Below are 12,485 nucleotides of genomic sequence, written 5' to 3'. Positions count from 1 at the left end.
ACCTGCGGGCCGCCGAGACCGCGGGAGCCAAGAAGACGCTGGGCACCAACTGGCGCAGCGACGGCGCCCTCGTCGATCGGCTGCAGGCCGTGCTGCGCGGCGCCGAGCTCGGCGACCCCGCCATCGTCGTGCACGACGTGGACGCCGCGCACCCGGGTACCCGGTTGGCCGGCGCCCCGCACGACGACCCGTTCCGGTTGCGGGTGGTGCAGCGGCACACGTTCGGCCGCAGCGGAACTCAGAACCTCTCCATCGGCGACCTGCGGCGGCACATCGGCCAGGACCTGGCCAACGACATCGCCCGCCTGCTGACCAGTGGGGCCACGTTCGGCGATCGGCCCGTCCGGGCGGGGGACGTCGCGGTGATCGTCGAGACGCACAAGGACGCGCGGGCCTGCCAGCGTGCGCTGGGCAGCGCAGGGATTCCGTCCGTGTACACCGGCGACTCGGACATCTTCACCTCGGAAGCGGCCGACGACTGGCTGTCCCTGTTGGAGGCGTTCGACCAGCCGCACCGAACGGGGGTGGTGCGCGCCGCCGCGGCGACGATGTTCTTCGGCAACACCGCCGAGGATCTGGTGGCGGGCGGCGACGCGCTGACCGACCGCATCGCGGAGACGTTGCGGGAGTGGGCCGGTCACGCCCGCGAGCGCGGCGTCGCGGCGATCTTCGAGGCCGCGCAGCTTCGCGGAATGAGCGACCGGGTGTTGTCGTGGCGCGACGGCGAGCGGCACATGACCGACCTCGCCCACCTGACGCAGTTGCTGCAGGACGTCGCGCACCGCGAGCACTACACGTTGCCCGCGCTGCGGGACTGGCTGCGCACCGAACGCGACGACCGCGGCGGCAGCACGGAACGCAACCGTCGGCTGGACAGCGACGCCGCGGCGGTGCAGATCATGACGGTGTGGGTGAGCAAAGGGCTGCAGTACCCGATCGTGTACCTGCCGTTCGCGTTCAACCGCAACGTCCAGGAGCGCGACCTGATCCTGTTCCACGACGGCGACACCCGGTGTCTGCACGTCGGCGGCAAGGACAGTCCCGACTACCACGCGGTCGAGAAGCTGGGCCGCGCCGAGGCCGCAGGCGACGACAGCCGGCTGACCTACGTCGCGATGACCCGCGCGCAGGCTCAGGTGGTGGCGTGGTGGTCACCGGCCTACGACGAACCGAACGGCGGGCTGTCGCGGCTGCTGCGTGGTCGGCGGCCCGGCGAATCCGCGGTGCCCGACCGCTGCGTGCCCGGCAAGATCGGCGACGACGACGCCCTGGCCCGGCTCCGCGAGTGGGAGGCCGCAGGCGGCCCGGTGCTCGAGCAGTCGGTGCTGACGCCGACGCCTGCGCTGCCCGCCGGGCCCGTCCCACCGAATCTCGACGCCAGGCACTTCCATCGCAGCATCGACACCACGTGGCGGCGGACCTCCTACTCGGGTCTGATCCGGGTCGCCGAAACATCCGGTGTGAGTAGCGAACCGGAGCTCGTCGAGCTGGACGACGAGGTTGGTGACATCCCGTTGCTGCAGCCGTCCGCCGGTCCGGACGTGCCGTCGCCGATGGCCGATCTTCCGACCGGCGCCAAGTTCGGCACCCTGGTGCACGCCGTGCTGGAGACGGCCGATCCGTTCGCGCCGGACCTGGCCGTCGAACTGGAGTCGCAGATCCGCGAGCAGTTGGCCTGGTGGCCGCTGGACGTGGCGGCCGCCGACCTGGCGTCGGCGATGGTGCCGCTGCACGACACCCCGCTCGGCCCGCTGGCGGGAGGGTTGACGCTTCGCCAGATCGGATTGCCGGATCGGTTGCGCGAGCTGGACTTCGAGTTCCCGTTGGCCGGTGGCGATCTCAGCGCGGCGGCCCCCAACATCCGGCTGGCCGACGTCGGAGCGTTGCTGCGGGAGTACCTGCCTGTCACCGACCCGCTGGCGCCGTATGCCGAACGCTTGATGGACAAGGGGCTGGGCAACCAGCCGCTGCGCGGGTACCTCAGCGGCTCGATCGACGCGGTGCTGCGGATCCCCGACCACGAGATTTCCGATGGCAAGGGGCACCGCTACGTGGTGGTGGACTACAAGACCAACTGGCTCGGCGACGGCGACGAGCCGCTGACGGCCGCCGACTACGACCGCTCCCGCATGGTCGAGGCGATGCTGCACTCCGACTATCCGCTGCAGGCGCTGCTGTACAGCGTTGTGCTGCATCGCTTCCTGCGCTGGCGGCAGCCGGGATACGACCCCGACCGTCATCTCGGCGGGGTGCTGTACCTCTTCGTGCGCGGGATGTGCGGGCCGGACACCCCGGTGGTCGACGGCCACACCGCCGGCGTGTTCGACTGGCAGCCGCCGACATCGCTGATCGTCGGCTTGTCCGATCTCCTCGACGCGGGGAGGGCCGCCGCATGACGTCCGTCGAGACGGTCGACACCGCTGACTGGCGCCGGGCGGTCGGCGCGTCGGGGTTGTTGCGGTCTTTCAACGACGCGGCGGTGATCGACTCGTCGGACGTACTTGTCGCGCAACGGCTCACGGCTCTTCTCAAGGAGACCGACGAGCGGGTGACGCTCGCGGTGGCGTTCGTGGTCCGCGGGTTGCGGGGCGGTTCGGTCTGCGTGGATCTGCGGTCGCTGGAGGCGCAGGTCGACGTGCCCGACCTGCCGTGGCCGGAGGCCGACGGTTGGCTCGCGGCCGTCGCGGCCAGTCCGCTGCTGGGGCCGCCGCACGTGCTGCACACCCACGACGGCCTGCTCTACCTCGACCGGTACTGGCGGGAGGAAGAACAGGTCGCTCACGACCTGCTGGCGATGGCGTCCGCCGCGGGTGAGGCGTCGGCGGCGGAGGTCGACCGGCTGTTCCCGGCGGGATACGAGGAGCAGCGCGAAGCCGCCGAAATCGCCCTGTCGCAACGGCTCACGGTGCTCACCGGCGGGCCGGGAACCGGGAAGACCACCACGGTCGCGCGGCTGCTGGCGCTGTTCGCCGGGCAAGCGGGCGCGTCGCGTCTGCGCATCGCGTTGGCCGCACCCACCGGGAAGGCCGCCGCCCGACTGCAGGAGGCCGTGCAGACCGAGGTCGATAAACTGGAACCCGTTGACCGGCAGCGGATCTCCGGGCTTCGCGCGACGACACTGCACCGGCTGTTGGGCAGCCGCCCGGACAGTTCATCGCGATTCCGGCACAACCGCGGCAACCGACTTCCGCACGACGTCATCGTCGTCGATGAAACGTCGATGGTGTCGTTGACCATGATGGCCCGCTTGCTGGAGGCGGTGCGGCCGGAGGCGCGCCTGCTGCTCGTCGGCGACCCCGACCAGCTGGCGTCGGTGGATGCGGGTGCCGTCCTGGCCGACCTCGTCGAGGGCCTCGGCGGTCGGGCAGACGGCCGGATCGCGGAGCTGAAGACGTCACATCGGTTCGGTGAGTCGATCGGCGCTTTCGCCTCGGCGATCCGCGTCGGCGATGCCGATCGGGCCATCGCGGTGCTGCGGGCGGGCGGGGATCACCTCGAGTGGATCGACGCCGAGGATCCGACCGCCGATCTGCGCAAAGTGCTGCAGCCGCATGCGCTTCGGCTGCGCGAGGCCGGTGTGCTCGGTGACGCCGGCGCGGCGCTGACGACCCTTGCCGAGCACCGGCTGCTGTGCGCGCACCGGCATGGGCCGTACGGCGTGCAGCATTGGAATCGTCAGGTCGAGCGATGGCTTACCGAAGCGACCGGCGAACCGATCTGGTCGTCCTGGTACGCCGGGAGGCCGGTGCTCGTTACGGCCAACGACTACGGGCTGGGTCTCTACAACGGCGATGCCGGTGTGACGGTGGTTGGAGAGGCGGGACTGCGCGCCGTCATCGCCAGCGCGGAGGAGCCCGTCGCGTTCGCGACCGGCCGGCTGTCCGACGTCGAGACCATGCACGCGATGACGATTCACAAGAGCCAGGGTTCGCAGGCATCCGAGGTGACGGTGCTGCTGCCGCCGGTGGAGTCGCGGTTGTTGACCCGGGAGTTGTTCTACACCGCGGTGACGCGGGCGAAGGCCAAGGTGCGGGTGGTCGGGTCGGAGGCATCGGTGCGGGCGGCGATCGATCGGCGGGCGGTGCGGGCGACGGGGCTGGCGCTTCGGCTCCGCGGCTCGACGCCGGAGGCCTCATGACGGAGCAGCACCCGCTTACCCGCGCTTGTTCAGATACGCGGCGAGGCCGAACTTCTCAACGAGGATCAGCCAATCCGTCCCCGAGACCTCGTAATCAGCTCGCGCATGTTCGGTAGGTACGTTGTCGGGCCACGAGAATCGCCGGTCCAATCCCGACACGGTGTCGCGGCATCCGATGGTCAGAGGCGGCATCCCAGGAACGGATACGCGCGTGCGGCTACATCAGCTTGGTGCCCGTGCGCACTGCGCCCACCGGGCCCGTTTCGACCGCGGACAAGACGTGATCCAACCGGGCAAAGTGATCCGCGTAATTCGTTGCGGCATCGGGGGGAATGTCGGCGTGCTTGAGCGTGCGGGTTTTCCCGTCGGTGATCACCAGCGCTGCGCTTGACCCATCGAAGGCCCGGCCAATGTCGGCCATGGTCACGTCCCATTGCAAATCGACTGTGGAGCACCACCGTTCCCGCCAGTTGCCCATAAAGATCGGGTGGGGCTGATGGCGACCAGTGAGAACCGCTACACGCCATGATTTTCAGCCGCGACCCGGGCTTACAGCTCTTTGACGCGCAGGCGGACCTGTTCAGCGACTGCTGCCAGTCGCGCTGACGGTCCAACGCCGTCGGCCACGAGTTGCTCAAGCGTCTGAAACACCTTTCCCAGACCCCGGCTCAACGGAAGAGCCAGGTGCAATTCATACAACTTCGTAGAGACAAGGGCTTCTATCGCGAGCAGCGCACTATCGAGATGCTCTCTGCGCAGGTCGATATGAGAGCGATGCGTGCGCGCTACGGGATGATCGCCAACAGCAAGCGCACCAACTCGGCTTGCCGGTGAGTGTCGGTCTTGTTGAAGATGTGGTGTAGGTGAGTCTTAACGGTGGCCATCGATAGGGCCAGATCTGCCGCGATTGGTTTCAGACCGCTGCCGCGCAGCATGAGTAGCGCCACGTCCGCTTCTCCACTGGTGAAGCCAAAGAGGCGTCTTAGCAGCACCTTTGGCGGCTCGGGCTCCTGCTCAGGGTCGATGATCATCAACAAAGCCCTCGCCGCTGGGGGATTCCCGGCTGGTTCGAGCGGCAGCACATGAATAGCGTAGGGGCGCTTTCCCGACGGGCGGCTACACGCGAACGAATCGCCACTGCCACAACCGTTTTGCGGGTCGACACAAGCGCACGCGATACTGACCTGTAACTCCGTGTTGGTGGACGTGCGCGTCGCCTCCACCCTCCCAGAGCGGGTGCACAGCCCGTCGCCCGAGGTCAGTATTCGCTCGGCCGCGGAGTTTAGGTGCACGACAACACATCCCGAATCGACGATGACGATGCCGTGTCGGATCGCGTCGATCACGCCGGTGATGTCCCCCACGCCGTTGCCCAACTGCGCTAGATGCTCCTGAGTGCGTAGCGCTTGTTGCATGTGTGGAACCAGCGCACCCATCACCTTCACGCGCTCGGCGGTATCGAATGGTTCGGGCCCTTTCGGCGCCGCAACGAGAAAGCTCGTGGGCGTGGTGCCGACGGTCAGTCGCATGAACAATCCGTCGGTCACTTCGAACGGGCGCATAAAGTCGGCCTCGAACTCTGAATGGGTCTTGAGCGCAACCAGTGCCTGCCCGCCTCGTATCAGACCGGCAGGACTCTTCTCGACGGCATCGAGAACGTAATCGATCGTGCGGTAGTACTCGCCGTAGGGTTGGCTGGCTTCCGGGGGGACGGTGGTCGTCATCGGGGAGCGGCTTGGCCCTTCGCCGGTCAGAAGCCCGCAGCCGGTTGCATCGAGAATGCGACTGATGTCGGCCAGAGCAACCGCCCAGTTCTCTGGATTGGTCGCCGACGCGTATATCTCGCCAACTAGGCGAGAAAACTCATCGATCGTAACCACGGCGCTCCCCCACGTTCACCGCTTGGCACCGCCAGCACGGCTTCACCGGCGGAATGTTTAGACACTGTAGACCGATCTCAACCGTTCGGATGAGGCATCAGCAGACCATGAGTGGTTAATTAACAACCAGTCAACATCGCGTCGACCGGGGGGTCGGCGCGATGAGGCGCGGTGAGGCATCGCTACTCGCGTGTGCAACACGGACACAGCCCGGATTGTTGGCTTTCATCGGGGGAGGAATTGTCTTGGTCGAGACGGTCGAGAAAGTCGAGGCTGCTGCATTACCACTGGCCCCGAAGAATCCGCTGCCCTATCGCCGGCAGGTCAGCGCCCTGCGGGCGGCCCATACCGGGCTTGAAGCGCTGCGCGACGCGGGTGGCCCGGTGACCCGGCTCAAACTGGCCCCGAGGTGGCTCAGCCCAGCCGTCGTCGTCGCCACTTCGCCGCAAGGAGCGCGGGACATCCTCGGCCGCACCGGCGCAGAGATTGACAAGACGAGGTCCCACGACGAATTCCGCTATGTGCTCGGGGCCAATTTGTTCGACCTCAGGCACGAACCGTGGCTGCCACGCCGACGGGCGCTACAACCCGTCTTCACCAAGCAGCACGTACGTGAATTCGGTGGACACATGGCTCAAGCCGCCGAGATGACCGCCGCCACTTGGCGTAACGGATCAGAAGTTGACCTGGATGTCGAGTGCCGCAAACTTACTCTGCGGGCGCTGGGCCGCTCGGTGCTCGGACTCGACCTCGACGAACACACCGGCGCCATCGCCGAACCGTTGCGTGTCGCGACGAAATACGCCACGGATCGGGGATTGCGGCCCCTGCGCGCCCCACGATGGCTGCCCACCTCGCCCCGCCGCCGAGCTCGCGCCGCCAGCGCCGCTCTGCACGCGTTCGCCAACGAGATACTGCAGGCCTGCCGAACCGATCCCGACCGAGAGGCACCTCTAGTCCGGGCGCTCATCGCCGCGACCGACCCGAAGACCGGGCAGACACTATCCAACGACGAAGTCTGCGACGAGCTCGTGCTGTTCATGCTCGCGGGTCACGACACCACGTCCACCACACTGACCTACGCGCTTTGGGCGCTCGGCGGCCACCTCGACATGCAGGACAAGGTCCGTGCCGAGGTCGCTCAGATCGGCGATCGCGAGCTGACACCCGACGATGTGTCCCGACTGGGATACACGATCCAGGTGCTGCACGAGGCACTACGGTTGTGTCCGCCCGCTGCGGCGACGGCTCGGATGGCGATGCGGGACATCGCGGTCGACGGCCATCACGTCGAGGCAGGCACCATGCTGGTTGTTGGCATCTATGCCCTGCACCGCGATCCCGCGCTGTGGGATCGCCCGCTGGACTTCGACCCCGAGCGGTTCGCCCCGCAGAAGTCCAAAGATCGCGACCGTTGGCAATACCTGCCCTTCGGCGCCGGGCCACGCTCGTGCATCGGCGATCACTTCGCCATGCTCGAAGCTACCCTCGCGCTGGCCACCATCGTCCGCAGCACCGAAATTCGCTCCATAGACACCGATTTCCCCGTGGTCGTGCCGTTCACCATGATCGCGGCAGCGCCCATCCGCGCCCGGGTGAGCGGCCGTGCCCATGCTTGAGGTCGGCTTGGCCTCAGGTGCACATGCCGAGGGGGCGCCGCCATGGTGAAGATCGGCGAGCACGCGGTTGTGCTTGGCGCAAGTATGGGCGGGCTGCTGGCAGCCAGGGTGCTGGCCGACTTCTACGAAGCGGTCACCGTGGTCGAACGCGATGTGCTCACCGATGATTCCGCGAATCGGCGGGGTGTGCCGCAAGGCCAACATGGACATGTCGTACTGCCGCGGTGTTCACAAGTCCTGAGCGAGTTGTTCCCCGGTTTTCTCGAGGGGCTCGTCGCCGACGGTGTTCCCGTCTGGGACGACGGCGACCTAGCCAGGGTTGACGTATCGGTGGGCGGTCACCGGTTTTGCCGCTCCGGCACCCTGAGCAATCGTGACGCTCACCAGTACTACCCGAGCCGGCCGTTTCTCGAAAGCCAGTTGCGGCGACGATTGCAGGCGATTCCGAACGTAAAGCTCCTCGACGGCCACGACGTCGCCGGGCTGACCGCAAACAACGACCGGGTCACCGGTGCCAGGGTGGTGAACCGCCACGGCGGCGGCGAGACGACGGTGACGGCGGACCTCGTGGTGGATGCGACGGGCCGCGGCTCACGAACCCCCACCTTTCTCGACGAGCTTGGTTACGGCCGCCCGCGCGAGGATGAAGTGGTTGTGCAGCTGGCGTATGCCAGTCAACTGCTGCGTATCCCACCGGGCACCCTCGACGTGGGCCTGTTCGGTGTCTTCCCCGGGCCCAGTCGGCCAACGACTTTCTCGTTCGTGGGCTACGAGAACGATACGTGGATGGTCACTCTCGGCGGGATGCTCGGACAGCAGCCGCCCACCGAGTGGGCCGCAATGCTGAAGTTCGGCGAGCAGTTGGCCTCGGCGTCGGTGCTCGCAGCGTTGCGTGATGCTGAACTACTGGAGGAGCCGGCACGCTACCGCGTCCCGTCCAACCGGTGGCGCCGCTACGACAAGATGCGCCGGATTCCCGATGGGCTGATCGTCTTCGGCGACGCCATCTGCAGCTTCAATCCGATCTACGGGCAAGGCATGACGGTGGCCTCAACCGAGGCGATCGTGCTGCGCGACTGCCTGCGCCGCGGAGACCGAGACCTGCCACGGCGGTTCTTTCGCGCCACGGCCAAGAAGATTCGCGTGGCCTGGCAGATGGCCGCCGGCTCGGATCTGACTCTGCCGGAAGTGGTGGGACCCCGGCCACTTTCGATGCGAATCACCAACGCCTATATCGACCGGGTTCTGACTGCCGCCGAAACAGACCCGGTCGTCGCCGAACAATTCTTGAGGGTCAGCGGAATGATCGACCCACCGGCTCGCCTTCTGCGTCCCTCCCTGATGATCCGAGTCGCGAGGACCAACCGCCGCCGGCGGCGGACAGATGACGGCCGGCGCAACGCTTTCCAGCAGCTCGGTGTTGGCAAACCGCAGCATCCGCTTTCGACGAGCCAGCTGGGCACCGATGTAGAGCCCGACAAACCCGAGGATGACGAGCAGGAACAGCAGGTGCCATTTGTGTTTCAAGCCCGAGAGCGTCATCGGGCCCAGCAACGGCAAGGTCATATCAGAAAGTCATTCCCCCGCTTGTCTTTTTGACGGGTGTGGTGAACGCCCTGCACGATCGGTGGTTAGCCATGACGCGCTCGACCGCCGGATTGCGGCTGGTCGAGTCGTCTCCCGATGGCGAGGCGGACGACCTCCACGACATGGGCGTCCGCCACGACATAGACCTGGCGCTTGCCCACCCGGCGGGCGCGTACCAGGCCGGCCAGCTTGAGCTTGCTCAGGTGATGACTCACCGTCGCGACGCTTTGACCCGTCTCGTCGGCCAGCGTGCCCACGTCGCGGTCGCCGCTGGCGAGCAGCCAGAGGATATGCAGGCGAACCGTCGCCGAGAGCAGGGCGAACATGGAGGCGGTGTCTTGCAGTAGCCGCGGCGGCAACGGCTCGGCTGATACGGCCGGCTGGGTCTTTGGCACGGGACTTCCTCTCGGTGACATCTGCCAGGCTGACCCATCGCAGATACTTGTGCAAGCGTTTGACCGTTCGGCGGTGTATCGGGTGTACTGGCGCCCGGCGTTTTGGAAGCGACGTGAGCGACACATGCCAGGCGACAGTATCGGCGCACGCGGCTGGGCTGCCCTCGCGGATTCGGCCACTCCAGCGTTGCGTTGATCCTGGTCTCAGCGGGTTGATCGGCAGGTGTGTCGGTTGACCGTGACTTGCCTGGTTTGTGGCGACCACCCCCGAAATCGAGGTGGGCGTTTCACGCGCAAACGGTTGGGGCGCAAGAGGTCTGGATCGCTGTGTGGCTGTGCTGGCCGCTCAACTTGGTAGGCGGCGGTTGACTGTCAGGCCAGCGAGCACTGCTAGGGCCAGCGCCAGCGTGCCCAGCCGCAGCCATCCGGCACTGGCGTCGCCCTTGATGGTCTCGTACCCGATTTGCTGCTGCAGGGTGGCGTAGATGTTCTTTAGCTCGGCGATGGTGGAGGCGTCATACGCGGTGCCGCCGGACAATTGCGCCACTTTCTTCATCGTCTCGTTGTCGACGGGTACCGGCTGTCGTGAGTTGTTGATTTCGACGTAGCCGTAGGGCGTGCCGAACGCGATGGTGGAGATCGGCACGCCTTGATCCTTGGCGGTGCGGGCGGCGGTGTAGGCGCCCTTGGGGCTGTCGGGGTTCGACGGCACCGTCTCCTTGCCGTCGGAAAACAGCACCATCCGTGCCGGCGCCGGGGTGTCACCGCCACCAATCACCGCCCCGACCGTGGCGATGGCCTGCAGCGCGGTGAAGATCCCCTCCCCGGTGGCGGTGCGGTCGGCAAATTGGAGCTTGTCGATCGCGTTCTTGGTGGCGGCGCGGTTGGTGCCCGGGGGCACCAACACGGTCGCTGTGCCGCCGTAGGCGACCAACCCCAGATTGATGCCCGGTGTCAGCTCGTCGGTGAACTGCTTGGCCGCCTCCTGCGCTGCGACCATCCGGTTGGGCGAGATGTCGGTGGCCCGCATGGACTGCGACACGTCGATCACGAGCATCACCACCGCGCGGTTACGCGGTATCCGCACGTCGTGGGTCGGCCCGGCCATCGCGACGGCGAGCAGCAGCAGGGTGGCCACCAGCAGGATCGCCGGCAGGTGCAGCCAGCGGGTCGGCCGTTTGGGCGCCACGCTTTCCAACAGCTCCATGTTGGCAAACCGCAACACCCGCTTTCGACGAGCCAACTGCACGACGATGTAGAGCCCGATCACCCCGAGGAACACGAGCAGGAACAGGAAATACCACTTGTGTTCGAAGCCCGAGAGCGTCATCGGGCCCAGCAACGGCAGGTTCATGTCAGAAAGTCGTTTCCCCGCTTGTCTTTTCGACGCGGGTAGTGAAATTGCCCGAGGCGGCTCATCAACGGTCACAAGCACGATCCGTTCGTTAGGCATGACGTGCTCGCCCGCCGGATGGTGGCGTCGAGTCGTTGCCCGATGGCGAATCGGACGACCTCCACGACATGGGTGTCCGCCACCACATACACGTGACGCTTGCCCTCGCCCCGGGCGCGGACCAGGCCGGAAAGCTTGAGTTTGCTCAGGTGTTGGCTTACCGTTGCGACGCTTTGACCCGTCTCCTCGGCCAGGGTGCCCACGTCGCGGTCGCCGCTGGCCAGCAGCCAGAGGATGTGCAGGCGAACCGTCGCCGACAGCAAGGCGAACGTGGACGCGGTGTCTTGCAGTAGCCACGGCGGCAACGGTTGGGCGGTCACTGGGCCGGCGGCGGTATCGGGCACGGGTCTTCCTCTCGGTGACACCTGCCAGGCTGACCTATCATCAACGCTTGTGCAAGTGTTTGACTGTAGGCGTTGTTTCGGGTCTACTGGGTTTGGGGTCAGTCGCGGTGGAACGCCGCGGCGTATTTTTGGGCTGGAGGTGGGCCGGATGGCCGAGGGATGTAGTACCTGCCTCCACGCGGATGTTCGGCTCAGTCGATTTCGGGGAGTGTCGGGCTAGCCGCAACGGTCCGCGTGGAGTTCGTCGCAATTGTTCGATACGGCTGACGCCTCCATTGGGATAGGGACCGGACATGACTGGAACCGCTGCTGGGCTCAATTCGCGCGAGCGCCTGGTTCTCGCCGATGATGCTCGGCTGAGGGAGCTGGCCGACGTGCCGGTGTTCACGCTTTTTCAGCGGGTGGCCAGTTCCCCGCGCGGCTTGACCGAGCCGGAGGCAGCGGATCGGCTGCGTCGATTCGGCGACAATGCTCCCTTCCACGCCGCGGATGACGGGCTTGGTGTGCGCATCGTCGCCGCGTTGCGGAGCCCGTTCGTGGCGCTGCTGACCGGTTTGGGTGTGGTGTTCGTCGTGGTCGGTGATGCCCGCGGCGCGGTCACGGTTGGCGTGATGGTTGCGCTGGCCGTGGTGCTGCGTATCTGGCAGCAGACCCGGTCGCTCCGGGCCACGCGTGCGTTGCGGGAATTGGTGTCCTCGACGGTAACGGTGCGACGCCGCGCCGGCGTCGACCAAGAGCCGCTGGATCGGGAAGTGTCGCTGCAGGATGTGGTTCCCGGCGACGTGGTGGTGCTGCACGCGGGCGATGTCGTGCCGGCGGATTTGCGGATCGTCTCGTCGAGCGACCTGGTGGTAGATCAGTCGGTGTTAAGCGGCGAATCGCTGCCAGCGTCGAAGACGTCAGTCTCGCCCAAGAAGGGACAGCGCCCCCTCGTGCCCGAGTCGGTCGTGGACACACCGAGTTTGTGTTTCTCGGGGACCGCGGTCGTGGCGGGCACGGCAACCGCAGTCGTGTTCGCCACCCGCGCTAACACGTATTTCGGGTGGCTCGCCCGCGCCGCCCGCCGCAT

General features: G+C 66.7%; 9 protein-coding genes and 2 pseudogenes. 5 read left to right on the top strand and 6 right to left on the bottom strand.

Translation table 11 applies throughout. The features are described from left to right. Both QOC69_RS35950 and recD read left to right on the top strand, forming a co-directional pair. A partial coding sequence (locus QOC69_RS35950; RefSeq protein ID WP_526447586.1) for a 3'-5' exonuclease occupies positions 1 to 2,396 on the top strand: 2,396 nt, incomplete at its 5' end. Beyond that, the gene (gene recD / locus QOC69_RS35945; protein ID WP_526447584.1) at positions 2,393 to 4,138 is read left to right on the top strand and encodes an exodeoxyribonuclease V subunit alpha; all 1,746 of its coding nucleotides are present in this window, start codon (positions 2,393 to 2,395) and stop codon (positions 4,136 to 4,138) included. The genes QOC69_RS35950 and recD, both read left to right, overlap by 4 nt. 217 nt (positions 4,139 to 4,355) lie before the next feature. Here the strand turns inward: recD and QOC69_RS35940 are convergent, their stop codons facing one another. Further along, positions 4,356 to 4,559 (bottom strand): hypothetical protein, encoded by a 204-nt coding sequence (locus QOC69_RS35940; RefSeq protein WP_526447582.1) that lies wholly within the window; start codon positions 4,557 to 4,559, stop codon positions 4,356 to 4,358. Positions 4,560 to 4,923: 364 nt separating this feature from the next. After that, positions 4,924 to 6,018, bottom strand: a complete 1,095-nt coding sequence (locus QOC69_RS35935; protein WP_526447580.1) for a helix-turn-helix transcriptional regulator — start codon at positions 6,016 to 6,018, stop codon at positions 4,924 to 4,926. A 245-nt stretch (positions 6,019 to 6,263) separates the two neighbouring features. Between QOC69_RS35935 and QOC69_RS35930 the strand changes: the two genes are divergently transcribed. Next, on the top strand, positions 6,264 to 7,637 hold the full coding sequence (locus QOC69_RS35930) for a cytochrome P450 (RefSeq protein ID WP_526447578.1): 1,374 nt from the start codon (positions 6,264 to 6,266) through the stop codon (positions 7,635 to 7,637). 42 nt (positions 7,638 to 7,679) lie between these two features. Next, positions 7,680 to 8,696 (top strand): annotated as a pseudogene (locus QOC69_RS35925) (FAD-dependent oxidoreductase); the annotation flags it as partial. 333 nt (positions 8,697 to 9,029) lie between these two features. On the opposite strand, the pseudogene QOC69_RS35920 reads toward QOC69_RS35925, so the two are convergent. The 4 genes and pseudogenes from QOC69_RS35920 to QOC69_RS35905 all read right to left on the bottom strand — a co-directional run. Next, positions 9,030 to 9,203: pseudogene (locus tag QOC69_RS35920) on the bottom strand (VWA domain-containing protein); the annotation flags it as partial. Positions 9,204 to 9,268: 65 nt separating this feature from the next. Further along, positions 9,269 to 9,619, bottom strand: coding sequence for an ArsR/SmtB family transcription factor (locus tag QOC69_RS35915; protein ID WP_526447576.1), 351 nt, complete (start codon positions 9,617 to 9,619; stop codon positions 9,269 to 9,271). A 346-nt stretch (positions 9,620 to 9,965) separates the two neighbouring features. Continuing rightward, entirely contained in the window at positions 9,966 to 10,973 is a 1,008-nt protein-coding gene (locus QOC69_RS35910) for a vWA domain-containing protein (RefSeq protein WP_526447574.1), read from the bottom strand. 71 nt (positions 10,974 to 11,044) lie between these two features. Next, positions 11,045 to 11,416 carry an ArsR/SmtB family transcription factor gene (locus QOC69_RS35905; RefSeq protein WP_526447572.1) on the bottom strand — a complete coding sequence of 124 codons (372 nt, stop codon included), beginning with the start codon at positions 11,414 to 11,416 and terminating at the stop codon, positions 11,045 to 11,047. Between the two features lie 293 nt (positions 11,417 to 11,709). Here QOC69_RS35905 and QOC69_RS35900 point away from each other — a divergent pair. Continuing rightward, positions 11,710 to 12,485, top strand: a 776-nt coding sequence (locus tag QOC69_RS35900; protein ID WP_526447570.1) for a P-type ATPase actuator domain-containing protein, incomplete at its 3' end; no start/stop codon positions are given.

Origin of the sequence: Mycobacterium sp. (genome assembly GCF_032162105.1) — a bacterium.
Taxonomy (GTDB): domain Bacteria; phylum Actinomycetota; class Actinomycetes; order Mycobacteriales; family Mycobacteriaceae; genus Mycobacterium.
This window is presented reverse-complemented; position numbering and strand designations above follow the sequence as displayed.

Bases quoted from the DNA above. Each gene is read 5' to 3' on its own strand.
- recD (WP_526447584.1), top strand. From the start codon at position 2,393: ATGACGTCCGTCGAGACGGTCGACACCGCTGACTGGCGCCGGGCGGTC.
- QOC69_RS35940 (WP_526447582.1), bottom strand. From the start codon at position 4,559: ATGGCCGACATTGGCCGGGCCTTCGATGGGTCAAGCGCAGCGCTGGTG.
- QOC69_RS35910 (WP_526447574.1), bottom strand. From the start codon at position 10,973: ATGAACCTGCCGTTGCTGGGCCCGATGACGCTCTCGGGCTTCGAACAC.